Source organism: Photobacterium sagamiensis, assembly GCF_050337085.1.
Taxonomy (GTDB): Bacteria; Pseudomonadota; Gammaproteobacteria; order Enterobacterales; family Vibrionaceae; genus Photobacterium; species Photobacterium sagamiensis.
Map to the genome: position 1 here is coordinate 115,920 of NZ_JAKJSP010000021.1, position 24,897 is coordinate 140,816.

Consider the following 24,897-nt stretch of genomic DNA (forward strand, 5'->3'; position numbering starts at 1 on the left):
CCGTCTGCTTTTTTATTGGATGCGAATAACCCCTTGAGTAAAAGAATTATTTTTTCTGTTTTTCTGCTGATCACCCTGGCGGGTTGTGCCGGAACCCCCGAGGATCAAGAAGCAGAAACGGGTGCTACAAACGTAGCGGATTATATCGAGCTCGAGGAGTCTGGCTCACATAACGATGTCTACGATCCGTTAGAAGGCTTTAACCGTGTAATGTGGGATTTGAACTATAACTATCTCGATCCATACATCGCGCGGCCTGTTTCACTGGCTTATGTTGATTATGTCCCTAGCCCTTTACGTACTGGCCTTTCTAACTTCCTTTCGAACTTAGATGAACCAGCCAGCATGGTGAACAGTCTGATCATGCAGAACCCGAAGGATGCTGTGACTCACTTTAACCGCTTCTGGATTAACACGGTGTTTGGTCTGGCGGGAGTTATTGATATTGCTACAGCCGCTGATATTACCACGCCTGGCGGTCGCGCTTTCGGTGATTCCCTTGGTTATTATGGTGTTGGTAACGGTCCTTACTTCATGGTGCCTTTCTACGGGCCTGTCACCTTGCGTGAAGGGGTAGGTGATACCGCAGATGGCCTTTATTTGCCACTGAGCCTACTCACTTTCTGGCAAAGCTTAGGTAAGTGGGCGCTTGAAGGGATGGAAGATCGCGCAGCATTGGTATCTCAGGAAGCCTTACTGGAAGACTCTCCTGATCCGTATGTGTTCACCCGTGATGCTTATATTCAGCATAAAAACTTCAAAGCCAGCGGCGGCGAAATCTCTGATGATGAGCCTGTCGAAGAAGAGTATCTTGATGACTTCTTAGATGAAATTGATGATTATTGAAGTCAGAGACTAGAAATTAGATTCGAGAATCGAGAATCGAGAATCGAGACTAGAAACTAGAAACTAGAAACTAGCTTCTGTACAAGCCCAAAAAAGAGAGTCGCTGTGTAAGCGACTCTCTTTTTTAATGATCGAGCAGTGAGAATCGAGTAACTCGTTTCTCTTCTCTAGCGACTGTTTTTTAGAACTGGTAGCTAGCCTGAACACCTACCAGCCAGATGTTACCGGTGGTTTCACCTTCTAAAGCGCCCAAGGTTTCATCTGTTTCAAGCATTGGCGCATCCTTTATGAAGATGTAAGTAAAGCCTGCATCCAGAGTTAGATTTTCAGACCACGCATAACCCGCGCCTAGGCTTAGCCATAGGCGATCGGTCTCAGGAATCGTCTGGGTACGGTGTTTATCACTGACGGCGGACGTGTCGTAGGCGATACCGGTACGCAGAGTGAGCGCATTGGTGTACTGGTATGTTGTACCTACTGCCAAGCGGTAGTTATCTTCCCAATTCTCTTCTTTAATCAAATCTGGCTTAGAAGAAAATGCAGGAATATTAGCTTCAAGTTTTTCAAAGCTGCTCCAGTCAGTCCAGTTAAAGCTGGCGTGTACAGCTACCTTATCTGTCAGCTGGTGGAAGCTGGCGATTTCCGCGGTTGCTGGTAATGTCAGATCCATACTACCAGGTAGAGTATTGCCGCCATAAGCGAGACCAGAAGCCTCACCATCTAAGGTCAGATCAACAGCAGAACGGTAGTTTACCCCAATACGGTTATTATCATTGATCTGCCAGGCAGTACCCAGCTGCCAGCCCCATGCGGTATCATCGCCTTCCATGTATTTCAGATCAGCACCGCCAGCCGCTTCTGGCATGGCAGCACCAAAATGCCCTTCGCCCATGACATAGCGCACACCACCACCAAGGCTGAACTGATCATTGATCTTGTATGCCACATTCGGATTAATCTCTACCGATTTCACCATCGCCTGGTTGCCAAACTGAGTCGCCAGGTAGCCGCCGTCAAGCTCGGTTTCCATACCGTAGTTTGTTGCGAGGGCAAGGCCTACGACCCACTGGTTGTTTAGCTGGTGCGACAGATAGAAGTTAGGAATAATGGCTGAATCCGCAATATCTTTCGCTTCGGTAGATACGGCGCCATTGACTGTACCGTCAACATCAATATTCGGGTCAACGTAAATGGCACCAATCGAAATTTGTGTTCCTTTCAGGTAGGTCATCATCGCCGGGTTACGAAATTGTGCCGCAGCATTGTCAGCCATAGCAGCTTCACCTGCGAAAGCACGGCCCAGGCCGGTCGCTGAGTATTCTGCGAGTTGAAAGCCTGCTGCAGAGGCATTAGCACTCATGCCAAGTGTTAACGCTAACGCTAATGCTAATGTGATTTTATTTTTATTCATGATCGTGCTTTGTTCGCTGAAATTTTAATAGGCGAATCATACGCTTTAGAGTAAAAGCTTTAAGTTATTCTTGATCTTGAGTTGCTGTTCAGTGTTTTCTGCTGTGGCTGTTGACTTGCACGGGCTAATAAGTGGTAACTTTTGTTCTTATTGTTCTGGTCAGATCTGTTTTCAGCGTACACTTGTATCCGAATTGAAGGGTTTCAGCGATCATCTGTTCACTGAAAGTAGGCGATGATAAGGTTTTGAATAAAGTGAAGCGCTTTGGGTATCAAGCTAATAAAAGCGATTAAAGAGTCAATAAACAAAAAGGGAGCCTGAGGCTCCCTTAATCATACAGCTAGTGATTGTTCGCTGAAATTAGAACGAACGGCTGTACTGAATACCGTATAACCAGGCATTGGCACGCGTTGTCGCTGTAACGCTTGAAAGCTCGGGAAAAATAGGATTAGTTGCAGGATCTGGATTAGCAGTAGATTCACTTACATTGATATCTTCACCCATTAGGTAAGTCAGGCCAAAGTCGATATTAGACTTCGCATCGATGTGGTAAGTGAAACCGGCGGAGAACCACTGTCGGTCTGAATCAGGCACAGAAATAGAGGTGATTTCATCCTGAGCGCTGGTGTCATACATGTAACCGGTACGCAGGGTCCAGTCGTTGTTCAGGTAATAAGTACCACCAATCGCATAATGCCAGCCGTCTTGCCACTCGTAAGTGTTTAACGTTGCATTTGCGCTACCTTCGGTTTCTAGTTTGTCGAAGGCACTCCAGCCAATCCACTGTACGCTGTAGTGTACTGCAAACTTGTCATTCAGTTTGTGGAAACCTGAGAATTCAGCCATATCGGGTAGTGGCATTATTAACTTATCGTTACTAATGTCGTTACCCAAGTAAGTCATATCACCTTCAGTTTCTAGTTCTGGGCTGTAGTGATAAGAGAGGCCGAAACGGTTGTCTTCATCCAATTCAAACACCGTACCGACATTCCAGCCAAAGCCAACACCATTAGCATCGACATCTAGCAGCTTATCCCCCATGCCTAAACCTGAGCGCTGAAGTTTACCTTCACCGTAGATAACATCTAAGCCACCACCGACGCTCCACTGCTGGTTGATGCGGTAAGAGGCACTTAGCGCAAAGTTGACGCTTTTAACGTCGGTCATGCCGCCATATTCATTCGCTGGATAGTCGCTGCTAAATTCGGTTTTGGTACCGAAGTTAGAATAGATACCTGTACCAACCGTCCACTGCTCGTTGATTGGGTGGATGTAGTAGATGTTTGGTGCGTAAGACGTATCGCCAACTTGCTGGTCATCCAAGGAACTAGTTTGTCCGAATACGTTCGTATATTTAGCATTTTTCACGGTTACGTCAGTATCAATGGCATTTAAACCCATAGAGATAGCTGGCGCATCGAAAAGAGACATTGCCGCCGCGTTACGCGACATGGCAGAGGCGTTATCAGCGATAACGGCATCACCTGCAAATGCGCGGCCCAGACCTGTAGCGGATTGTGCATTTAACTGGAAACCTGCAGCAAGTGCTTGCTGAGATGCTGCGAGAGTAATTGCGGCAGCAACCAGTGATTTTGTAAACAGACGCTTCTTGTTCATACTTATTATTATTCCTAATCATTTCGTGCATGTGTGCCTGTCTATTTTGACAGATCGCGCAAGATTGTAGGTGTGTAACTTGTTCTATCAAATCTGACCAGTTGTTATTTCATTGATTGTTATTGTGAAGTGAACAATTTCGCGGTGGAGTGTACCGAATTTAAGGTAAGCGGCGGGATAATGAAATCTCAAATATGCAACAGAGGTAGCATAAAAATAAGGGGTATATTTCAGGGGTATAAGTAAAGCCATTATCATTAGTTTTGATAATGGCTTTTGACTGTGGCTTTAAGCTGTTAAATTTTCCAGCGCATTTCTGATTTAATGGTGTTGGCAATAGGGGTGACGTCCTGACCTTTTTCGCCGACAACAATTAAGCTGGTATGTTGAAGCGGTACGACAACGCCTTCCATTTGACTGTCGTTAAAGTTTGAAGTTGTAGTGCTTTTTTCTGGTACTACAAAGACAGTTACCTTGCCTTCTTCAGTTTCCATCACCATATGCAGCGCATTCTGATCGCCGAAACCGCAGTGATTAACATAGTATACATGGCCAGGCAGCTCACTCAGGTTGGAGCCAAAAGGTTGCAACTTGGCATTAACTTGTCTGAGGCTTACCGATTCATCTACCCCCTCAATAAAAGGGGCTTCAGTGTGTACATGTTGCAAGGCTATCTGCCCAATCCCGGTTGTTTCAGCCGATGACAATATCTGGAGATTGTATTGGCCCAATAATACCCCGAAGACAAAGGCGACAGACGCTGCGATAGCCAAGTGGAAACGGGCCTTATTCGGCTTGTCGGGTGACTGTCCCGATTGATGAAATAAAATGCGGTCGGCAAGATCATCCGGTACATCAACTTTCAGAATATTGTCGATTTGTGCATCTAATTGCTGTAATTCATCAGATAACTTTCGATTGTTCACTGAAGAATTTCTGGCAGTTGCCATGTCTGGACTGATATCGTTAGGATCAGACAAGATACGGCGACGGAATTCAAGATCGTCCATTTTGTTGCCCCCTCCGCTCGGACTGTTTTTCGATTTGGTCTTTTAACTGATTTCTTGCGCGGAACAAGCGTGTCATTACGGTATTGCGGTTTAACCCCAATATCGTCGCTATCTCATCGCCATTAAAGCCTGCCATTACCTGCAACACTAAAGGTTCTCGGTACTCAGGGGCTAATTTCATGATTTGTCGGCGCAGCAGTTGCTGTTCAATATCTGTTTCTGTTCCCTGCTGATGGGTATCGGCAATGGGATAGTCGTCAATATTGACCAAGTCCAGCTGCTTGCGTTCAAAGCGACGCGCATTCTCCCGGCGTAATATAGTGATCAGCCATGATTTTGCTGCTTTGTCATCCTGTAAGCTATCAAGAGAGCGCCAGGCGCGCAAACAGGTTTCCTGTACAAGATCCTCAGCAATATGAGGGTCGTGACATAACCAGTAGGCGTAGCGGTATAAATCTCGATGCCATGCCCTGACAAGGGCTTCATATCGTCTTTGTTTATTCATATCAACAGAGACCGAGGCATCTGACTTTTTCTTACGAAAAAATTGCTTAATCATAAATTTACCCGTCAATAGGGGGTTTAGCCCATTAAGATGGTAACCGCTGTATTGATTTTCGTTAGTTTTATTCAGCGATCGTGCGATTAATTAGATAATCAGCCCTAAAATTGATCTGGTTCAAATTGTGTATTGGTCGGGAAGCTATAGTAGTGCCTGTCATCTGATAGTGGTCAGAGAGAGCAAGTTCTGAGGATCAGACATTGTTTTCAATAATTACTATCTGTTGAGCAAGATGACAACTTCCTTTTGAAGGCTGACTTTACTTTCTCCTATCAGGTTTATCCTGATTTGCAATTGGCTTTATGTTAATTGACTTACAATCTTACGTAGATGGCTTATTTATTTGGTAAATAGCTTTCCGCGTAAATTACAACCATACCATATCGGTATGGTTTTTTTTTATCTAAAGCAAAGTATAGAGCCTCAAATCCTCAGTACCTAACCAACCAGTATAAAATTAACTGCATAATACTATGCTTCTATAATATCCCCCGTTCTCCTTACCGCTTTTTACCTTCGTTTCGCGTTATTCGCCACAAAAGCAAAACATTTGTTTGAAATATATAACAACTTAATTACAATTATTGTGGTCTGACCTCTAGCGCACATCTCTGTGCCCTACAACCTAACAATAAGGAGTAGCGATGACACGTCTCCAGAATCTCACCACTCGCCAAGGTGAGCGCATCGCCGTTGTAAGTGGATTACGTACCCCGTTTGCTCGTCAAGCTACCGCCTTCAATGGTGTGCCGGCTCTGGATATGGGGAAAATGGTGGTCAATGAAATGCTCCAGGAGCTTGATTTTGACCCTAAATTAATTGAACAAGTGGTATTTGGCCAAGTGGTACAAATGCCAGAAGCCCCTAATATTGCACGTGAAATTGTTCTTGGTACTGGCATGAACATCGGGACGGATGCTTACAGTGTCTCCCGGGCCTGTGCGACCAGCTTTCAAGCGGCGGCCAATGTTGCGGAAAGCATTATCTCGGGTACCATCGATATTGGTATTGCCGGCGGGGCAGATTCTTCTTCTGTATTGCCTATCGGCGTTTCCAAGAAATTAGCGGCCACCTTGCTGGCGTTAAGCAAAGCGCGAACCATGGGGAAGCGTTTAAAACTACTTAGTAATTTGAAGGTAAAAGACTTAATGCCGGTGCCACCGGCGGTTGCCGAATACTCAACGGGGATTAGCATGGGGCAGACGGCCGAGCAGATGGCCAAAACCCATGGGATCAGCCGTCAAGAGCAAGATGCGCTGGCACACCGCTCCCATACCCTGGCAGCAACAGCCTGGAACGATGGCTTGATTCGCGATGAGGTGATGACCGCTTTCCCTGAACCGTATCGTCAGTGGATTGATAGAGATAATAATATTCGTGAAGAATCAACGCTTGAATCCTATGCCAAACTCCGCCCGGCTTTTGACCGTAAATTCGGTTCAGTTACGGCCGCGAACAGTACGGCATTGACCGATGGTGCTGCCGCTATTTTATTGATGCGTGAAGGCCGGGCCAAAGAGCTTGGATTAACACCGCTGGGATATATTCGGTCTTATGCGTTTTCTGCCATTGGCGTAGAAAAAGACATGTTGATGGGGCCGTCATACGCGACACCTATAGCCCTGGATCGTGCCGGGATCACGCTGGCAGATCTTACCCTGATTGATATGCACGAAGCGTTTGCGGCTCAAACGCTGGCCAACGTGAAAATGTTTGGTTCGCAGAAATTTGCTGAAGAGAAATTAGGACGCAGTCAGGCTATCGGCGAGATTGATATGGATAAGTTCAATGTCCTTGGCGGTTCACTGGCTTACGGTCACCCGTTTGCCGCGACAGGGGCTAGGATGATCACCCAAACCCTGCGTGAATTGCAGCGTCGGGGTGGCGGCTTAGCACTCAATACGGCCTGTGCCGCAGGTGGACTGGGCGCAGCAATGATCTTGGAGGCAGAATAATGACACAGCATGAATCCTCAAACGAACAAGTTTCAGCATTATCGTTAGCTTCCGCATTTTCGATCTCTTACAGTGAAAATGGTGTTGCCTGGCTCAAGATTGATGTGCCGGACGAGAAGATGAACACCTTACAGTCAGCGTTTGCAGATCAAGTCTCTGACGTGCTGGCTGAGCTGAAAACCAAAAAAGACATCAAAGGCATGGTGGTGTATTCCGGCAAGCCGGATAACTTTATCGCCGGTGCCGATATTCGCATGCTTGATGCCTGCACGACGGCTGAAGAGGCCCAGCAACTCGCAACGAAAGGGCAGGAGCTGTTCGGACAGTTAGAATCACTGCCGTTCCATGTGGTTGCGGCAATTCATGGTCCGTGTCTGGGTGGGGGACTTGAACTGGCACTGGCCTGTCATAGCCGAGTCTGTAGTGATGATGACAAGACCCGATTAGGCCTGCCTGAAGTACAGCTGGGTTTACTGCCCGGTTCAGGGGGAACCCAACGTTTGCCTCGCTTGATTGGAGTGGCCAATGCGCTGGATATGATCCTGACCGGTAAGCAGCTTCGTGCAAAAAAAGCGAAGAAGCTTGGCGTGGCTGATGAAGTCGTACCGCATAGCATTTTGCTAGAGGTCGCCGAGAAGCAAGCTCTGACCGAGAAGCCAAAGCGTAAACATTCGTTTCAGGACTGGGCGATGGGGGGCAATCCGTTAGGCCGCTCTGTTGTTTTTGATCAGGCTGCGAAAAAGACCCATGAGAAAACCCGTGGCAATTATCCTGCTGCTGACGCTATTCTCGAAGTTATCAAATATGGCTTACAGCATGGTGTAATAAAAGGGCTGCAACAAGAAGCCAAACGTTTTGGTGAGCTGGTAATGACGCCTGAATCGGCGGCATTACGTAGTCTTTTCTTTGCCACGACAGCGATGAAAAAAGAGACGGGTTCAGATGCTCAACCTGCAAAAATCAGCAAAGTTGGGGTGTTGGGCGGTGGCCTGATGGGCGGTGGGATCAGCCATGTCACTGCAACCAAGGCCGGTTATCCGGTACGAATTAAAGATATTGCCAACGATGGTATTCAGAATGCACTGGCCTATAATTTCAAGTTACTGGATAAAAAGTGCAAACGTCGAATTATCAGCAAGTCAGAACTGCAAAGCCAGATGATGCAAATTACCGGTGGAACCAGTTTTAAAGGTTTTGCTAATGTTGATGTTGTTGTTGAAGCGGTATTTGAAGATCTGAATCTGAAGCATCAAATGGTGCTAGATGTTGAGCAAAAGACTTCGCCAACAACGATCTTTGCGACCAATACGTCGTCATTACCTATCCACCAGATTGCCGCGGCGGCAGAGCGTCCTGAAAATGTGGTCGGCTTACATTACTTCAGCCCGGTAGAAAAAATGCCGTTGGTAGAGGTGATCCCGCATCAGGGCACTGAAACGGGAGAGGCGACATCTGCAGAAACCATCGCAACCGTGGTGGCGCTGGCGAAAAAACAAGGCAAAACACCGATTGTTGTCGCCGATAAAGCGGGCTTCTACGTTAACCGTATTCTTGCGCCTTATATGAATGAAGCGGCATCTGTTTTATTGAGTGGCGAGCCGATTGAACATATTGATAGTGCGTTGCTTGACTTTGGCTTCCCGGTCGGTCCCATCACCTTGTTAGATGAAGTCGGGGTGGACATTGGCGCTAAGATCAGCCCGATCCTGCTTGCTGAACTTGGCGAGCGTTTTAAAGCACCGGATGTGTTTGACTTATTGCTCAATGATGGCCGGAAAGGGCGTAAGAGCGGTAAAGGTTTCTATCTTTACAATGCGAAGCAGAGCAATGCCAAGAAGAAAGAAGTCGATAAATCCGTTTATAAACTGCTTTCTCTGGAACCGCAGCAAAAGGCGGCTGGGATAGACATTGCACTGCGCTGTACGCTGATGATGCTCAATGAAGCGGCACGTTGCCTTGATGAGGGCGTCATCCTATCACCTCGCGACGGTGACATCGGTGCCATCTTCGGGATTGGCTTCCCGCCTTTTCTCGGCGGCCCGTTCCGCTATATGGATAAACTCGGCGCTAAACGTGTCGTTGAGCTGCTTACGGAGCACGTTGACAAATATGGCGAGCGCTTTACGCCTTGTGAAAGGCTGGTAGCAATGGCCAACGAAGAACAGTCTTTTTATGGCTAACGCTTTTTTTTAACGATCAAATTCAAGGCCTGCAGATGCAGGCCTTTTTATTTTGAGACGAGGGAGGGTATGACTTTTGAGAATTGGATTTGGTATTACCTGGCTTGTTGCTGAAACTCGGTTATCGACTCAATTGGCTGGCCGATATCTAATGGTTCAAGGTTAGCATGCGCTTGGCCCTGACAGTGCATAACCAGACGGTTGGATGTTCGGGGTTTAACGATATCGACAATAAAACGCACCATATCAGCACGGTTCAGCGCGGTTAGCTCTTTAACCACTCTTGTTCGCTGGTTAAATTCATTATCTTTATTGCCAATGCTTACCCAATAGCGTTGAGCACGGGTGCGTAAATTGGTATCCGGCTCCGAAATTTGTGCAATCAGCCCCTGCTTGCTGGCTTGCCATTGCGCTTCATTGAGCTCCAATAACACCAAAGCAAAGGCATTGGCGAAATCATCAATGGCCTCAGACAAATGCTGCGGCCCGGCGACCGGCGACTGAATATATAAGATCAATCCAGGGTGGCGGTTTAACGGCAGGTTTGCCGTGCCGACCATATAGCCCAATTGTTGCTTGGTTCGCAATTCATGGAAAAAGGTCGTCGACATCAGGTGGTTGGCCAGGGTGTAAATGGCAATTTTTCGCGGGGTGGTTTCTCGCGACTGATAGTACATCAAAATCGCAGAATCAGCATGGTTGCAGCTGATTTCATGCGTTCTGGTGCCTGACTGTGCCAGCTGAACCAGCGGACGCTGCGATTCACCGTAAAGTTGATCGGTCACTCGGAATGCATTTTTCAGTATTTCAGCCAGTGCCAGAGCATCGTCTTTCAGCCAGTTGCCGTAGATAAAGGTATCAATATGGAGCTCGGCAAACATTGCCTCGACAAAGGCAGGGAGTTCATCGACTTCAATCGACTCCAGCGCTTCAATCAATACCGGGTAAGGCGGATTATTGGGTTGCAGTAGCCCGGTCAGCTCATTAAAAAGCTGAGAAATTGGTTTATCTTCTGCGGCATTACGCCAGTTTCGCAGCATCTGAGCTTTAATATTATCAAATCGCTCCTGATTAAACCTGCGGCTGGCAAAGCGATCGAGAATTAATTTCAACAACAGGGGCTGTTTTTCACTGAAGCCTGATAGCTGCAGGGTGACACCGCCCTGATGGGCATACAGGTTATACGACATTCCTGCAATTTCTGCCGGATAAGCTTTTTCGTTGATAGCCTCAAGCAGCATTTCTACACATAAACGGGTTTTCACTATGTTACGTGGAGAGTTGACGGCATGAGGGCTGTCAATCGCGACATAGGCGACCCCTTTGGGTACCCTGAAATCATGCTCTTGCTTATACCATAAACGGAAACCAGGCAGATCCTGGATCAGCTGTGGTGGCAGTTCAGATCCAGGTGCCAGATCATGGGGATCTAATTGATCGCAAATGTAGGGGTTTTCTTCTGGCAGCAATAACTCAGGATCCAGTTTGACCTGCTGCCATTGAGTTAACTGCTCTGCAGTAAACGGCGCCACAGAATATGGGGTGTGGTACCACTGCGCGATCTTATCGTAATGTTGCCCTTGCGCGACGAGCACAAGGCGCATGTTATCGGGGCGTAAATACCCCAATAGCTTACGCAGTAGCGGTTCATCGTAGCTCGTCATCATATAATCGCCGTAGATGACATCTTCCGGAGCATAGTGGAGCAGGTTCATCACCAGATAGCTGACCGTATCAAGCGGTCGGCTTTTCTCCTGATAGCGGAAAGCCAGTTCTAACACCGATTGTTTTTCTTTATAGCGCCATTCTTCCAGGCCTTGCTGCTCGATCAGGGCGATATACTGGAAAACCGACGTCACAATGGCATCGACGTCATCCAGTCCTTTGGGGGTTAAATTGAGGCTGACAGTATATTCGCGGAAGTTACTGCCATTAACGCCTCCGCCTGCCGCTAGTGTATTGATAAGCCCCCGGCTTTTAAGCAATGACATCAAGCTGCCCGGCCCTTCATTGCCTAATAAATGCGCCAGGTACGAGAGCGGTTTTTGCTGATAAAACTCATCAACGGAAGGCATCGAAAACGACAGCGTCAGTTTGCGCACTTCTTTAATGGGTTCAATCTGAATAAATTGAGCGCTTTCTTTTTCGGTCACCAGAGGGGCCGCGATGTCAGGTTTAGGCTCGCCTGTATTGGGAATGTGACTGAAGATGGTCTGGGCATAGTTTTCTAATTGGTCGAGCGATTGTGGTCCTAGCAGTACCAGGCCCATTGAATTGGCCGAGTAGTGGGTATGGTAAAAGTCCAGCAACTCTTCCCTGACAGAAACATTGTTTCTGTCATCTAATGTGGTTAAGTCCCCCACCGAAAACTTGGTAAAGGGGTGGGCTGGATTAATGGTCTCTTTGTGCACCTGGTAAAGACGGCGAACATCATCTTTTAACTTTAGTTTGTATTCTGAATCAACGGCTTGTCGTTCTTTATCGACAGCTTCCTCATTAAATAACGGTGCGGTAAAAAACTGGCCGAAACGGTCTAACCCTTCCTCAAAAGTATGCGGACTCACTTCAAAGAAGAAGGTGGTGTTTTCTGTGCCCGTCCAGGCATTATTACTTCCGCCGCTGTGGTTAATGAAAGTCTGGAATTCACCGATCTTCGGATGTTTTTTTGTGCCAAGAAACAGCATATGCTCAAGAAAATGGGCCATACCTTGCCTGTCAGCAGGGTCATCAAAATGTCCGACTTTGACAGAAAGTGCTGCAGCAGAACGAGGCGCATCGATGTCATGCACCAGAAGTACCTTGAGCTCATTATCTAAGGTCAAATAGCGGTACTGCTTGTGATCGTTTGGACTAATGTGCACAGGAAGGGCCTACTTTCAAAGGGAATTAGGCTAAGTATGACGCTCAGAGTGCAGGCTGGCAAATCCTGAAATTATATATACCCCAATCACCTCAATATGCAAAATTCTGCATATTACACTGGGTTGGGTATAAAATAACCACATTTTCACCGCGTTTAACGTGAATGGGGGAGGGAGGCTTCAGGCACGATGATCATTTATGTTGAAATTGAGATCTCAACGGCATGCATTCCTTTTTATTAATACGAGGTCACGGAATAGGAAGAGAAATCGCAGAATGAGTATTCAGCAATAAAAGGAGTTGTTAGCATACCGACAGAAAGATTGATTTTTGGATAAGAGATATGCGAATTTTTATCATGCGTCATGGTGAAGCTCAGAATTTTGCTCCCAGCGATGCTGAACGTCCGTTGACGACCCGTGGCGAACTGGAATCGAAGCAGATGGCTAATCAGCTGGCACCCCATCTGGGAGAGAAGCTGGATATAGTATGGGTCAGCCCGTATTTACGTGCTCAGCAAACCTGGCAAGCGATGGCCGATCAGTTACCTGCGGCGAAGGCGGTACTGAATATTGATGAAATCACGCCATATGGTGCAGCAGAAGAGGTCGCCGCTTACCTTAAAGCAACGATTGCTGTTGAACGGCCTGAAACCGTATTGCTGGTTTCACATTTACCTCTGGTTGGATACCTGACGGCAGAAGTTGTGTCTGGCATGCAACCGCCAATGTTCCAGACATCGGCGATGGCAGCGATTGAGTATAACCCCGATACCGAGGCCTCAGAATTTCTATGGCAAGACATCCCTGCGGGATAAGCGTTATACCCAAACCACCTTAAGGTGCAGAGTTCAGCGAGAATTCATTAGCTTTTAGTCAAGGCAGCCATTTGAGTGAATAGTGGTTCTATTTAGATAATGGTTAACATAGAATAAAAGCTAATGAAACTCGCCCTTTGGGAGCTCCTCTGGAAAATCACTTCTTCACAAAATGTGTTTGAAAGGGATCGCCATTCCTACACATATTTCGTTTGAATTGAATTCCCAGAGGAAGCTCTGAATCTCGCATCTTGAGGTGGTTTGGGTATAGAAATAACGGCCGATTAAGCCAATACCTCTATTCATTTCATTAATGGGTACTCTTATGCGGATTATCCAACCTGACATGGTTTATTCACTTGTCGAGTTTGTTATGATTCACGCATCAAAGACAGAAGAAAGCGTTGCAATGAAAGGTAAATTATTCGTTATTGTCTGCTCAGCCTTATTAGCAGGTTGTGTGATGGGACCAAAGACAGTCAGCATCAATGCTAATGGTGCTATTAAGTGGGCAAACGGTGTCAGTGAAGAAATGCACATTTCGACATCGGGCAGTACATTAACTTTTTCCGCGCCTTCCAGCATCTTAAGCCCTGGTGGGATCACTATTTTCTCGCGTATCGACAGTGCCCGCAATGGCTCTTGTGAGCATTATTACAGCGAGGCTGCGTTGAAGACCCGCATGCAGATTTGTGACAGCGGAGAAGTTACCCTGATTCAGGATGGACGGGTCCTTAACGTTGGTGCACTTGCGAAATATGTTTATTAGTGACGGAAAGCGAGTTTCGAGGGCGTTTGGCCTCGAAACCAGTAACTCGCTTCTCGAACCTCTATCTCTCCGGTATATCAATTAATACCAGCAAAGCACCGTTACCACCAAATTCCAGTGGCGCCTGGTGAAAGGCCATCACATCAGGGTGTTGTGCCAGCCAAAGGGGCGCTTTCTGTTTCAGAATGTGCTTGCCAATGCCATGCATGACGCAGGCACAAGAAATATTTTCCTTAATACAGGCCGCAATTAAAGCCGCGAGTTCGCGCTTGGCTTCTTGCTGGGTCATTCCGTGCATATCCAGGAACATATCTGGTACATACACCCCCCGACGCAGTTTTTTTACTTCGTACTTAGAGACACCAGTACGGGCATACTGGGTCGGCCCGTGCTCATTAAGGTGCGGTTCAAACTCATCAGAAAAATAAAACTCATGGTTTTGCGTTTCTTTGGCCGAGACTTTCGCTTTATCGACTGTTGTGCTCTGTCGACGTGGCGTGATTATGGTATCATGCGTGAACTTTTTTACGCCTTTTACCGCATCTTGGAAGAGTTCAAAATCATCTTCTAAGTCTGGATTTTTGTTACTCATAATGAAATTCCAACAACTATATGGCGGTATTGTAGCGTTATTCGGAGGCTATTTTGGATAAGATTTTTGTCGACGAAGCCGTCAACGAACTTCATACTTTGCAGGACATGCTACGTTGGACGGTCAGCCGTTTCAATGCTGCAGGTCTTTTTTATGGTCATGGCACTGATAATGCGTGGGACGAAGCAGTACAACTGGTGTTGCCAACCTTGTATTTGCCGATAGATATTCCATCGGAAGTCCGTTTCTCGCGTCTCACTAGCAGCGAGCGCTTACGTGTGGTGGAGCGTGTGATCCGTCGCATTAACGATCATACACCTGTTGCCTATATGACCAACAAAGCTTGGTTCTGTGGCCTGGAATTTTTCGTCGACGAGCGTGTTTTGGTTCCTCGTTCCCCGATTGGCGAACTGATTGAAAATCACTTCGAACCATTTTTGAAGCAAGAACCAACGCGTATTATGGATTTGTGCACTGGCAGTGGTTGTATCGGTATTGCCTGTGCGCATGTTTTCCCTGATGCGGAAGTGGATCTGGTTGATATTTCGACGGATGCTCTGGCTGTTGCTGAGCAGAATATCCATGACCACGGTCTGGAACAGCAGGTAACCCCGCTGCGCTCGGATTTATTGCGTGACGTACCAAAAGATAAATACGATCTGATCGTAACCAATCCACCATACGTGGATCAGCAAGATATGGAAAGTTTGCCTGAAGAGTTCCGCCACGAGCCTGAACTGGGTCTGGCTGCGGGTACCGATGGCCTGAAACTGATGCGTCGTATTGTTGCTAATGCACCAGACTATCTGAAAGACGATGGTGTGCTTATCTGTGAAGTGGGTAACTCCATGGTTCACATGGAAGAGCAATATCCGCATATTCCGTTTACCTGGATTGAATTTGAAAATGGCGGCCACGGGGTATTTATGATGACCCGTGAACAACTGCTTGAATGTCAGGAAGAGTTCTCTATTTATCGCGATTAATTGATAAATGACGGATAATAAAAAACCGGAGTGATCACTCCGGTTTTTTTATCTTTCAAATATGACGCTTATATCAGGCGTCGCCTTTTTCCTGTTTGGCTTTAAGTTCAGCCATAACCGTTTCTTTATGGTTCAGGTAATCTTCCAGGCCGGCACGGCGCAGATCGCAAGAAGGACAGTCACCGCAACCATCGCCAATCACACCGTTGTAACAGGTCAGGGTTTTCTCACGAACAAAGTCGAGCTTGCCATATTGATCTGCCAGCGCCCAGGTTTCTGCTTTATTAAGCCACATCAACGGGGTATCGATGTTTAATTGACGATCCATTCCCAATACCAGCGACTGGTTCAATGATTTTACAAACTCGTCACGGCAATCCGGATAACCGGAGAAATCGGTTTCACAGACCCCGGTGATCACTGCTTCAGCGCCGATCTGATAAGCATAGATCCCAGCCAGGGTAAGAAACAGAATATTTCGGCCAGGAACAAATGAATTCGGTAAGCCATTGGCTTGCAGTTCGTGTGATACTTCAATGTTGTCGCGGGTCAGCGAACTGATTGCCAGCTCATTTAGCAGGCCGACATCCATTACTTTATGGGCGGTAATACCCAGCTCTTTGGTGATTGACTGCGCGACTTCAATTTCCAGCTTATGGCGTTGGCCATAGTCAAAAGTAATGCAGTGTACTTCATCGTAGTTGGCGATTGCTTGAATAAGGCAGGTGGTGGAATCCTGACCGCCACTGAATACTACTACGGCTTTACGCATGGGGAGTGTGTCCTGTGTTATGTAGCCTTACCGAAAAACAGTCGGTACCGACTCTCTAATTTATATAAATGCCAAACAGAGCGTGATCTGCTGGCGGTTGCCATGCTACCGCAGAGCGGCATGAGAGAAAAGACTTCGGCAGAATGGAATCGCTAAATAAAAGAAGCCGCAGTCAGGCTGCGGCAAATGGGATGGAAGGATCATTACGGAGATGGTAATGACCTCAAAGTACTCCAGTCTGTTCAAATGCTTCCAGTTGACGGAGATGGGCTGAGATATCGCCAATATTTTCGGCAATCCAGTCAGTATTAAAATAGGTATCCAGATAGCGCTCACCGCTGTCGCACAATAGCGTCACAATCGATCCTTTCTCGCCACGGGCTTTCATTTCACTTGCCAGCTGCAGTACGCCAAATAAATTGGTTCCCGTCGATGCACCGGCTTTTCGCCCCAGCAGTTTTTCTAACCAGTGAACTGTTGCAATACTCGCGGCATCTGGAATCGTACGCATTTCATCAACCACATCAGGAATAAAGCTTGGCTCGACACGCGGGCGGCCAATACCTTCAATACGGCTACCTGTATTGCTCGTCAGGTTCAGATCGCGGGTTTTATAGTATTCGTGGAATATGGAGTTCTCGGGATCGACGACACACAGTTTGGTGTCATGCATCTGGTAACGGATATAACGGCCAATCGTTGCCGATGTGCCGCCTGTTCCCGCGCTCATTACAATCCAGCTGGGGATAGGGTGCTCTTCCAGCTGCATCTGTTCAAAAATGCTGTTGGCGATATTGTTATTACCGCGCCAGTCGGTTGCACGCTCGGCAAAAGTAAATTGATCCATATAGTGACCGTTTAATGCTTGTGCCTGGCGGCGGGATTCCGCATAGATCTCGCCTGGACTATCGACAAAATGGGCGCGTCCCCCGTAGAACTCGATCTGCTCAATTTTTTTACTGGCGGTTTTACGCGGAACGACCGCGATAAATGGCAGCCCCAGCAGCCGGGCAAAATACGCTTCTGACACTGCCGTGCTGCCTGAAGATGATTCGATAATCGTGGTGTCCTTTCCAATCCAGCCATTACATAACGCATACAGAAAGAGAGAGCGAGCCAGGCGGTGTTTCAGACTGCCGGTCGGATGGGTACTTTCATCTTTAAGGTAAATATCAATGCCAGCCAAACAAGGAATATCCAGCTTAATCAGGTGGGTATCGGCAGAGCGCTGATAGTCGGCTTCAATTTTGCGGATCGCACTGTTAATCCATTGCGGATCTCGACTCGTCAAGAGTGGGGCACGGTTCATATTGCTTCCTGTTACTTTTAGGGTTAACCGCTATCTGGCTAACTATTTGATAATAGTATTACTGCAAATAAAGGAAAAAACTTTGCTTTGTTTGCTGCGGCAAGCTTAGTATGGAGAATATTTTTCTCCATACTTTTGATTTAAGGGAATCGTATGAGTGGCTTGGATAACATAGACAGAACATTACTACGGCTATTACAGCAAGATGGCACCACGGCTTTAGCAGAGCTGGCCGATGCCGTTAACCTGACCACCACGCCATGCTGGAAGCGCTTAAAGCGGTTAGAAGAAAACGGGATATTACGCCAGCGAGTTGCGCTGCTTGATCCGGTTAAACTGGGATTATCTTTTACGGCTTTTGTGCAGATAAAAACCAGTAACCACTCAAAAGAGTGGTATCACTGCTTTGTCGAAACGGTGTCGGAGTTTCCGGAAGTGATGGAATTCTATCGCATGGCCGGGGAATACGATTACATGATGAAAGTACAGGTCGCCGATATGGCGGCGTTTGATCTGTTCTATAAGAAGCTGGTTAACAGTGTAGAGGGCCTGACCAATGTGACCTCTACCTTTGCCATGGAACCGTTAAAATATACCACTGCGCTACCCCTTTAATTTGCAGGATAAAAAAGAATTTATAAAATCAATTATAAGCAAAAGCAGGATTAATAACTGTTTTTTAATTAACCGCTATTTTGCTGTTGAATCAGTCGCTTAATCTTCGATAATGGACGTCGTTATACAGGTCTCTCATCAGAGTCACTCTCGCGAAATGACCCGTTACTTCATATGATTGATAGAGCTGGGGGATCCATTTATGACTCAGCTCTGGTCAAAAGCCTTGTTATTGCCGCGTCTTATTTATTCGCATTATTAGTTAATCAAACTGCCGTCTGTGGAGGGAACATGCAGATATTCTGGCAACTCAGATGGTTTTTTCGTCAGGAATGGCGTCGCTACGGCGGTGCTATTTCTATTCTGTGTGTCGTCGCTGTATTTGAATTGATCCCGCCGCGTGCCATTGGCTGGATTGTCGATGGCGTCGTCGAGGGCGAAATGTCTCTTGCTACGATGTTGGTGTGGCTGGGCACCATCATAGGGATATGGTTCCTGATCTATCTCTTGCGGGTTATCTGGCGGATCTGGTTATTTGGCGCGGCAGCTAAGCTGGGCACGGTACTGCGTAACCGCCTGTACCGCCATTTTTCGTTACACCCCCCGGTCTTTTTTGAGCGTTATAAAACCGGCGATTTAATGGCGCGCTCAACCAATGATGTTAACGCTGTTGTGATGACCGCTGGTGAAGGGGTGCTGACGGCAGCAGATTCTTTGATCACCGGATTGGCAGTGTTAGTCATCATGACGACTCAGCTCAGCTGGCAGTTGACTCTGCTGGCTTTATTACCTATGCCTGTCATGACACTGGTTGTATTTCGTTTCGGTCGGCAATTGCATTCCAGGTTTGCAAAATCGCAGGCCGCCTTTTCAAACCTGACAGATAAAACCCAGGAATCGCTCAATGGGGTACGGATGATCCGCGCCTTTGGGTTGGAGCAGCGTCAGCAAGCTGAATTTGACGAGGTTGTTGATGAGACAGGGCGTAAAAATTTAGCGGTTGAGAAGATCGATGCCAAGTTTAATCCGGTAATTCAATTAACCGTCGGCATGTCATTTTTTCTCAGTGTGGCCGGTGGAGGTTACCTGATTTCTCTGGGGCGTTTAACGCTGGGAGATCTCACCGCGTTCACTTTGTACCAGGGATTGATGATATGGCCAATGCTGGCTATGGCATGGCTGTTTAATATTCTGGAGCGGGGCTCTGCCGCCTGGCAGCGCATTCAGCATATATTTAATGAAACGCCGGATATTATCAGCGGTGACACACCATTGAGTGAAACCCGGCAAACCTTGCATGTCGATATTGAACAGTTTTGTTGGAACTGGCAGACTCAGCCAGCCCTGCAACAGGTGAATTTCGAACTGGCCGCCGGGCAGATGCTTGGCATTGCCGGGCCAATCGGTAGCGGTAAATCGACCTTGCTATCATTGTTACTGCGTCAGCAGGAATTGCAACACGGTTCGATTCAATATGGTGATGTCGCGATTGCCGAAGCCAACCTCAGTCACTGGCGCAGCCGGTTTGCCGTTGTCAGTCAGGCACCTTTTCTCTTTTCCCGCTCAATTGCCGATAACATTGCCCTTGGTTTCCCAGAAGCAACGCAAAAGCAGATCCGTCAGGCCGCTCAGTTGGCATGTGTTGATGAGGATATCATGCAGTTTCCTGAAGGATACGACACCTTAGTGGGTGAAAAAGGCATCACCTTATCGGGTGGGCAGAAGCAGCGTATCTCAATTGCCAGGGCGCTGTTACTGGAGGCTGAAATTCTGGTGCTGGATGATTCCCTCTCTGCGGTTGATGGAAAAACCGAGCATAAAATATTGCAGAACCTGCGTACCCGGCAGAATACGCGGGCAGTGATCGTGATTGCTCACCGACTGACGGCGTTAGAACAAGCCGATGAGGTTATCGTATTGCAGCATGGTCAGATCGCAGAGCGCGGGAAACATCAGGCATTGATCCAGGAAGATAACTGGTATGCAGAAATGCATCGTTATCAGAAGTTAGAACGTGCCATTGAGGAGGCGTAATGAGTGAGGGAGCCGTCAGCAAAGCCGTGCTCAAGCGTCTTTTAAGTTATGTCTTGCATGATAAGAAGAAATTGATGATTGCGGCAATGCTGTTAATTGCCGCTTCGCTGGCAGATGTGTCCGGCCCGTGGTTGATCCAGCACTTTATTGATAACTATATTGCTAAAGATAACTATCCCATCGAGGGGTTGGCAGGGCTGGCCGCGGCTTATATTGGCCTGATGTGCCTCGCGGCCTGGTTTCAATATGCCCAGTCGATCCGTTTTAATGAAATAGCGATTGGTGTTGTGCAGACCGTGCGTAAACAGCTGTTTGGCAAAGTACTGAATCAGCCATTATCAGCCTTTGATTACATGCCGGCAGGGAAACTCATATCCCGGATCACCAACGATACCGAGTCAATCAAAGACTTTTATGTTTTTGTTATTTCAACTGTCTTAAAAAATATCGCCTTGATCAGTGTGATGTTGGTTGTGATGACGATGCTGAGTTGGCGTTTAACCATAGTGGTGCTGATTTTATTGCCTGTTGTGGTGTGCATTATGGTGGTTTACCAGCGAAAAAGTGCTGGAGCCTATCGAAAAATGCGCGACTTACTGACCGACATAAATGCTTCGATGAGCGAGTCGATTCAGGGCATGAGCCTGATCCAGCTGATGCGTCAGGAGCGAGAGTTCAGCGATCAGTTCTCATCCCTGACAAGCCGCCACTTACAGTCACAGATCGGGGTGATGAAGCTCAATGGGTTGTTATTGCGTCCGTTAATCGATTTTCTCTCTGGGGTTGCATTGATTTCGCTGGTTGCCATGTTTGGTGTCAGTGGGGTTGAATTAATTGGTGTCGGTGTGCTGTACGCCTTTATCAGTTATCTCGGACGGGTGACGGAACCATTAATTGAACTGACCCAGCAGCTGTCTTTATTGCAACAGGCTCTGGTTGCCAGTGAACGGATCTTTGGTTTAATTGATGCAAAACAGCAAGCGTATGGCGATGATACCAAGCTATTAGCATTCGGTGATTTGCAGTGCCAACAGGTTAGTTTTAGTTATGACGGTAAACAAAATGTTCTGAACCAGATAGATGTCAGTTTGAAGCACCGCGGTTTTCTCGCGCTGGTCGGGCATACCGGTAGCGGGAAAAGTACCCTGGCATCGCTGATGATGGGTTTTTATCCGGTCACACAAGGTCAGGTGCTGGTTGATGGCCGACCGTTGGCAACGCTGAGCCAGCAAGTATTGCGCCAGGGAATTGCCATGGTGCAGCAGGATCCCCATGTGCTGAATGATACCGTACGGAATAATATTTGCCTTGGCCGACGTGTGGCTGATGAGGTGATCTGGCATGAACTGGAAAAAATCGGCCTGGCAGAGCAAATCCATCAGTATCAAGACGGGTTAGACACGCGCCTGGGCGGGGGAGAGGTGAACCTTTCTGCCGGTCAGAAACAGTTGCTGGCGCTGGCTCGCGTGCTGGTGGCGCAACCTAAAATACTGATCCTTGATGAAGCGACGGCAAATATTGATTCCGGAACTGAGCAAAAGATCCAGCAGGCACTGGATGTGCTGCGTCAGGACATGAGTATCGTCGTTATTGCCCATCGTTTATCGACCATAATGGCAGCCGATGAAATTATTGTATTGCATCGCGGTAATATCACCGAGCGTGGTACTCACCGGCAGTTACTGACTCAGCAAGGCCATTACTGGCAAATGTATCAGTTGCAACAGGCGGGTGAGCATTTACACCAGCTGGAAGATGAAACCGGTGCGGAAGTTGTGTAAGTATTAAGTTTAAATCGATGCGACAGGAGCCGGGATAAGCAGCCCCTGTGGCAGACGCCGTTATGGTTGGTGCTGGCGCATCAACCCTTCCTGAATAGCGGAAGCAACCAGTTCACCTTTCTGGTTATATATCTCACCACGCACTAAACCACGGGCACCACTGGCCGACGGGCTGTCGATGGCATACAGCAGCCATTCATCGAGGCGGAACGGGCGGTGGAACCACATTGAATGATCGATCGTGGCAACTTGCATCTTAGGTGTCAGCAAGGTGACGCCGTGTGGTTGTAGTGCCGTCACCAGAAATCCCCAATCAGATGCATAGGCTAACAGATATTGATGGATCCGCGGGTCATCTGGCATTTCGCCATTGGCTTTGATCCAGAGATACTGCTTTGGCTCTGCGGCTTGTGGTTTCAACGGATTAATGACGGTGACAGGACGAACTTCAATCGGGCGATCGCGGCCGAACGTATCTACGGCTTGCTGGGGCAGGTGGTGCGCGATTGACTGAACCAGCTCTTTTTCAGAAGCGAGCCCGTCAGGTCCGGCAACATCAGGCATGGTTGATTGGTGATTAAATCCATCTTCTTCTGCCTGATAAGATGCGGTGAGATAAAAAATGGGGCGTCCGTTCTGAATCGCTTTCACGCGGCGGGTACTGAAGCTTCTGCCGTCACGTAGTTTTTCTACATCATAGATGATTGGCTTTTCAGGATCGCCGGGTAATAAGAAATAACTATGGAAAGAGTGAACATGGCGTTGACTGTCGACCGTTTCTTTTGCGGCAGATAGCGATTGACCGATAACCTGACCACCATACACCTGAGGTAAGCCTAAATGTTCACTCTGGCCACGGAATAACCCTTGCTCCAGACGCTCTAAGTGTAACAGATTGAGAAGTTCATTCAGTTCTTTGCTCATTGTGACTCCAATTACCATGCTATTATTACCCCCCCTTCTGAGTGATCACTCAATGACTCAGGTGGGATAGTGTTATTACGAAACTACAGCACAAAATCAAGTGCTATTAAATAGTAATCATACTTTTATTAAATTGTGTTTTGGTTTTAATCAGGGATCATCATGAAACAAATTCTTACGCTAATGTTTGCATTAGTATTCGCTCTTGTTATTACGGCTTGTACTAACCTGGTTAAGACTGACACAGATATGAGCAATGTTAAGGGTTCACTGGCCTATGCTGAGCTTATTGCCTTACCAGACAATGCACGCATTACCGTGACTTTAGCTGATGTGTCTAAAATGGACGCCGCTGCCGAGGTGATCAGTAGCCAGTCATTTATTGCTGACGGTAAACAAGTGCCTTTTCACTTCCAGTTGGACTATAAGCTGGATGAAGTTAAGCAAAATCATACCTATGCAGTAAGCGCACGTATCGAAGTCAATGGCAAGCTGATGTTTATCACTGATACCGCCAACCATGTGATCACCGATCCCGCAGCAACGAACAAGCTAAATTTAATGTTAGCTAAAGTAAAGTAACACTCATTTCTTTTCGTCTGAGACAGGTACGCCATTCCAGCGGTATTTTTGCAGTGATATCTTGCCTGCCTCTGACACTTCCACCCCTTCGGCCAGCAGGCTCGCTCTCTGACGGAGCAAATCGCTGCCTTTCATCGAGATCATCCCTTTCGCATTAATCACGCGATGCCAGGGTAAAGTTGAACCTTCTGGCAGGTTAGCCATTAAGCGCCCGACCTGGCGTGCATAACCGGGAAAACCGGAAAATTTAGCAATATCTCCGTAAGTTGTGACTTTGCCGGAAGGAATTTGGTGAATTTGGGTGTAGATTTGACTTGGAAAGTCGTCCATATTTAAACCTGAAGCTATAAATAAGATACATACCGATAGTTGCTGATTTCTATTAGTTCTCCTTCGCACTATCGGATAACGCAAGGAGGTGCTGCCATGTTGTATGCCGCGTTACTCGTTTTGGTCAGCATTGCGCTGACTGTATTAGGTGTCAGTGCACTAGGTTATAGCCAGGGAGATCTTCCCGCACTGGCCCTTGCTATACCCGCGCTCTGGCTATTGCCCCAAGGTGGCGTTGCAGCCTGGCTGTTACTGATAGCGCTCGCTTCTTTTGGTATTGTACTGCCAGAACAACCACTCGCACTTTCCATTGGCATCTTTATGATGTTACCTATTTTTTCTGTGACTTTCTCGCCCAAAAGCAATTGGCAGCTGGGGGCGTTATTAATCTCGGTTGTGCTCGCGATGGATGTCGGGCTGATGGCACTGCAGAGCGAAGGCAAGCTTGCTGGCAGTGTGTTAGCGACTGTAGTTCAGATTGTTGCTGTTTCCGCGATTTGGTACGCAGCCAGAAACTGGCGTTATGTGGACGGTAATACCTGGTGGCCACTGTTTTTGGTGATCCCCCTGTGGGTCGGAGGCATGGAGCATGCCGCGCTGGTGGCGTTATGTATTACCGGCTTGATTGCAGCCCTGCAAGGCATGAAGAAAGTGAAGCTTGGTGATTGGATCCCACGTTTAGTCTGGATTTTACCTGCGGTTGCTTTTGCAACGCTAGTTGTCACACCGCAATTTGAAGTCCCGAACCCGGTACTAGTGGCCTGGTTGCTGGTTTTGGGCTCGGCATTACTCGGAGAGTTCCTGCTCGAAGAACCCGAAGAAGAGCTGTAAACCGAGAGTGAACCGCGACAGAAAGCGGTTAATTCTTTCATATCAAACAGATTAGCCGTCAGTTTGGGTAATAAATCAGCAGTTGACATCGTGCAGGGCGTTAACGCCTTGC

21 protein-coding genes are annotated in these 24,897 nt (G+C 47.4%); 11 read left to right on the plus strand and 10 right to left on the minus strand.

The window, feature by feature from the left end:
• Positions 1-33: 33 nt before the first annotated feature.
• The gene (locus tag L4D76_RS10650) at positions 34-846 is read left to right on the plus strand and encodes an MlaA family lipoprotein (protein WP_428440883.1); all 813 of its coding nucleotides are present in this window, start codon (positions 34-36) and stop codon (positions 844-846) included.
• A gap of 181 nt (positions 847-1,027) precedes the next feature.
• On the opposite strand, the gene L4D76_RS10655 is transcribed toward L4D76_RS10650, so the two are convergent.
• The 4 genes from L4D76_RS10655 to L4D76_RS10670 form a co-directional block, all read right to left on the minus strand.
• Entirely contained in the window at positions 1,028-2,257 is a 1,230-nt protein-coding gene (locus L4D76_RS10655; RefSeq protein ID WP_428440884.1) for an outer membrane protein transport protein, read from the minus strand.
• 360 nt (positions 2,258-2,617) lie between these two features.
• The gene (locus L4D76_RS10660) at positions 2,618-3,874 is read right to left on the minus strand and encodes an outer membrane protein transport protein (protein WP_428440885.1); all 1,257 of its coding nucleotides are present in this window, start codon (positions 3,872-3,874) and stop codon (positions 2,618-2,620) included.
• Positions 3,875-4,170: 296 nt separating this feature from the next.
• On the minus strand, positions 4,171-4,884 hold the full coding sequence (locus tag L4D76_RS10665) for a DUF3379 domain-containing protein (RefSeq protein ID WP_428440886.1): 714 nt from the start codon (positions 4,882-4,884) through the stop codon (positions 4,171-4,173).
• Positions 4,871-5,443, minus strand: coding sequence for a sigma-70 family RNA polymerase sigma factor (locus L4D76_RS10670; protein ID WP_428440887.1), 573 nt, complete (start codon positions 5,441-5,443; stop codon positions 4,871-4,873). Before L4D76_RS10670 ends, L4D76_RS10665 begins: the two co-directional genes overlap by 14 nt.
• 647 nt (positions 5,444-6,090) lie before the next feature.
• Here L4D76_RS10670 and fadI point away from each other — a divergent pair.
• Positions 6,091-7,401 (plus strand): acetyl-CoA C-acyltransferase FadI, encoded by a 1,311-nt coding sequence (fadI, locus tag L4D76_RS10675; RefSeq protein WP_428440888.1) that lies wholly within the window; start codon positions 6,091-6,093, stop codon positions 7,399-7,401.
• On the plus strand, positions 7,401-9,581 hold the full coding sequence (gene fadJ / locus L4D76_RS10680; protein ID WP_428440889.1) for a fatty acid oxidation complex subunit alpha FadJ: 2,181 nt from the start codon (positions 7,401-7,403) through the stop codon (positions 9,579-9,581). The genes fadI and fadJ overlap by 1 nt, the downstream gene beginning before the upstream one ends.
• A 95-nt stretch (positions 9,582-9,676) precedes the next feature.
• Here the strand turns inward: fadJ and L4D76_RS10685 are convergent, their stop codons facing one another.
• Entirely contained in the window at positions 9,677-12,442 is a 2,766-nt protein-coding gene (locus L4D76_RS10685; RefSeq protein ID WP_428440890.1) for an insulinase family protein, read from the minus strand.
• Positions 12,443-12,786: 344 nt separating this feature from the next.
• Here L4D76_RS10685 and sixA point away from each other — a divergent pair, with 344 nt between their 5' ends.
• Together sixA and L4D76_RS10695 are read left to right on the plus strand one after the other, a co-directional pair.
• On the plus strand, positions 12,787-13,260 hold the full coding sequence (gene sixA / locus L4D76_RS10690) for a phosphohistidine phosphatase SixA (protein ID WP_428440891.1): 474 nt from the start codon (positions 12,787-12,789) through the stop codon (positions 13,258-13,260).
• Positions 13,261-13,585: 325 nt separating this feature from the next.
• On the plus strand, positions 13,586-14,029 hold the full coding sequence (locus L4D76_RS10695) for a hypothetical protein (RefSeq protein WP_428440892.1): 444 nt from the start codon (positions 13,586-13,588) through the stop codon (positions 14,027-14,029).
• Positions 14,030-14,090: 61 nt separating this feature from the next.
• On the opposite strand, the gene smrB is transcribed toward L4D76_RS10695, so the two are convergent.
• Positions 14,091-14,621, minus strand: a complete 531-nt coding sequence (gene smrB, locus L4D76_RS10700) for an endonuclease SmrB (protein ID WP_428440893.1) — start codon at positions 14,619-14,621, stop codon at positions 14,091-14,093.
• Positions 14,622-14,674: 53 nt separating this feature from the next.
• Between smrB and prmB the strand changes: the two genes are divergently transcribed.
• Positions 14,675-15,607, plus strand: a complete 933-nt coding sequence (gene prmB / locus L4D76_RS10705) for a 50S ribosomal protein L3 N(5)-glutamine methyltransferase (protein WP_428440894.1) — start codon at positions 14,675-14,677, stop codon at positions 15,605-15,607.
• A gap of 73 nt (positions 15,608-15,680) precedes the next feature.
• Here prmB and queC read toward each other — a convergent pair whose 3' ends face one another.
• Positions 15,681-16,379 (minus strand): 7-cyano-7-deazaguanine synthase QueC, encoded by a 699-nt coding sequence (queC, locus tag L4D76_RS10710; protein WP_107281706.1) that lies wholly within the window; start codon positions 16,377-16,379, stop codon positions 15,681-15,683.
• 223 nt (positions 16,380-16,602) lie between these two features.
• A complete protein-coding gene (locus L4D76_RS10715) occupies positions 16,603-17,688 on the minus strand; it encodes a PLP-dependent cysteine synthase family protein (protein ID WP_428440895.1) in 1,086 nt (361 codons plus the stop codon).
• Between the two features lie 153 nt (positions 17,689-17,841).
• On the opposite strand from L4D76_RS10715, the gene L4D76_RS10720 reads away from it, so the two are divergent.
• The 3 genes from L4D76_RS10720 (at position 17,842) to L4D76_RS10730 (ending at position 22,118) form a co-directional block, all read left to right on the plus strand.
• A complete protein-coding gene (locus L4D76_RS10720; protein ID WP_428440896.1) occupies positions 17,842-18,303 on the plus strand; it encodes an Lrp/AsnC family transcriptional regulator in 462 nt (153 codons plus the stop codon).
• A 291-nt stretch (positions 18,304-18,594) separates the two neighbouring features.
• Positions 18,595-20,337 (plus strand): ABC transporter transmembrane domain-containing protein, encoded by a 1,743-nt coding sequence (locus L4D76_RS10725; RefSeq protein WP_428440914.1) that lies wholly within the window; start codon positions 18,595-18,597, stop codon positions 20,335-20,337.
• Positions 20,337-22,118, plus strand: a complete 1,782-nt coding sequence (locus L4D76_RS10730) for a SmdB family multidrug efflux ABC transporter permease/ATP-binding protein (RefSeq protein ID WP_428440897.1) — start codon at positions 20,337-20,339, stop codon at positions 22,116-22,118. The genes L4D76_RS10725 and L4D76_RS10730 overlap by 1 nt, the downstream gene beginning before the upstream one ends.
• Positions 22,119-22,178: 60 nt before the next feature.
• Here the strand turns inward: L4D76_RS10730 and tesB are convergent, their stop codons facing one another.
• The gene (gene tesB / locus L4D76_RS10735; protein WP_428440898.1) at positions 22,179-23,042 is read right to left on the minus strand and encodes an acyl-CoA thioesterase II; all 864 of its coding nucleotides are present in this window, start codon (positions 23,040-23,042) and stop codon (positions 22,179-22,181) included.
• A gap of 162 nt (positions 23,043-23,204) precedes the next feature.
• Between tesB and L4D76_RS10740 the strand changes: the two genes are divergently transcribed.
• The gene (locus L4D76_RS10740; protein ID WP_428440899.1) at positions 23,205-23,624 is read left to right on the plus strand and encodes a YbaY family lipoprotein; all 420 of its coding nucleotides are present in this window, start codon (positions 23,205-23,207) and stop codon (positions 23,622-23,624) included.
• 3 nt (positions 23,625-23,627) lie between these two features.
• On the opposite strand, the gene L4D76_RS10745 is transcribed toward L4D76_RS10740, so the two are convergent.
• On the minus strand, positions 23,628-23,954 hold the full coding sequence (locus tag L4D76_RS10745) for an MGMT family protein (protein WP_428440900.1): 327 nt from the start codon (positions 23,952-23,954) through the stop codon (positions 23,628-23,630).
• 96 nt (positions 23,955-24,050) lie between these two features.
• Here L4D76_RS10745 and L4D76_RS10750 point away from each other — a divergent pair, with 96 nt between their 5' ends.
• Positions 24,051-24,785, plus strand: a complete 735-nt coding sequence (locus L4D76_RS10750) for a VP0952 family biofilm-associated protein (protein WP_428440901.1) — start codon at positions 24,051-24,053, stop codon at positions 24,783-24,785.
• The last annotated feature ends 112 nt before the right edge of the window (positions 24,786-24,897 follow it).

Bases quoted from the DNA above. Each gene is read 5' to 3' on its own strand.
- L4D76_RS10655 (WP_428440884.1), bottom strand. From the start codon at position 2,257: ATGAATAAAAATAAAATCACATTAGCATTAGCGTTAGCGTTAACACTT.
- L4D76_RS10660 (WP_428440885.1), bottom strand. From the start codon at position 3,874: ATGAACAAGAAGCGTCTGTTTACAAAATCACTGGTTGCTGCCGCAATT.
- L4D76_RS10665 (WP_428440886.1), bottom strand. From the start codon at position 4,884: ATGGACGATCTTGAATTCCGTCGCCGTATCTTGTCTGATCCTAACGAT.
- L4D76_RS10670 (WP_428440887.1), bottom strand. From the start codon at position 5,443: ATGATTAAGCAATTTTTTCGTAAGAAAAAGTCAGATGCCTCGGTCTCT.
- fadI (WP_428440888.1), top strand. From the start codon at position 6,091: ATGACACGTCTCCAGAATCTCACCACTCGCCAAGGTGAGCGCATCGCC.
- fadJ (WP_428440889.1), top strand. From the start codon at position 7,401: ATGACACAGCATGAATCCTCAAACGAACAAGTTTCAGCATTATCGTTA.
- sixA (WP_428440891.1), top strand. From the start codon at position 12,787: ATGCGAATTTTTATCATGCGTCATGGTGAAGCTCAGAATTTTGCTCCC.
- L4D76_RS10695 (WP_428440892.1), top strand. From the start codon at position 13,586: ATGCGGATTATCCAACCTGACATGGTTTATTCACTTGTCGAGTTTGTT.
- smrB (WP_428440893.1), bottom strand. From the start codon at position 14,621: ATGAGTAACAAAAATCCAGACTTAGAAGATGATTTTGAACTCTTCCAA.
- queC (WP_107281706.1), bottom strand. From the start codon at position 16,379: ATGCGTAAAGCCGTAGTAGTATTCAGTGGCGGTCAGGATTCCACCACC.
- L4D76_RS10715 (WP_428440895.1), bottom strand. From the start codon at position 17,688: ATGAACCGTGCCCCACTCTTGACGAGTCGAGATCCGCAATGGATTAAC.
- L4D76_RS10720 (WP_428440896.1), top strand. From the start codon at position 17,842: ATGAGTGGCTTGGATAACATAGACAGAACATTACTACGGCTATTACAG.
- L4D76_RS10725 (WP_428440914.1), top strand. From the start codon at position 18,595: ATGCAGATATTCTGGCAACTCAGATGGTTTTTTCGTCAGGAATGGCGT.
- L4D76_RS10730 (WP_428440897.1), top strand. From the start codon at position 20,337: ATGAGTGAGGGAGCCGTCAGCAAAGCCGTGCTCAAGCGTCTTTTAAGT.
- tesB (WP_428440898.1), bottom strand. From the start codon at position 23,042: ATGAGCAAAGAACTGAATGAACTTCTCAATCTGTTACACTTAGAGCGT.
- L4D76_RS10740 (WP_428440899.1), top strand. From the start codon at position 23,205: ATGAAACAAATTCTTACGCTAATGTTTGCATTAGTATTCGCTCTTGTT.
- L4D76_RS10745 (WP_428440900.1), bottom strand. From the start codon at position 23,954: ATGGACGACTTTCCAAGTCAAATCTACACCCAAATTCACCAAATTCCT.
- L4D76_RS10750 (WP_428440901.1), top strand. From the start codon at position 24,051: ATGTTGTATGCCGCGTTACTCGTTTTGGTCAGCATTGCGCTGACTGTA.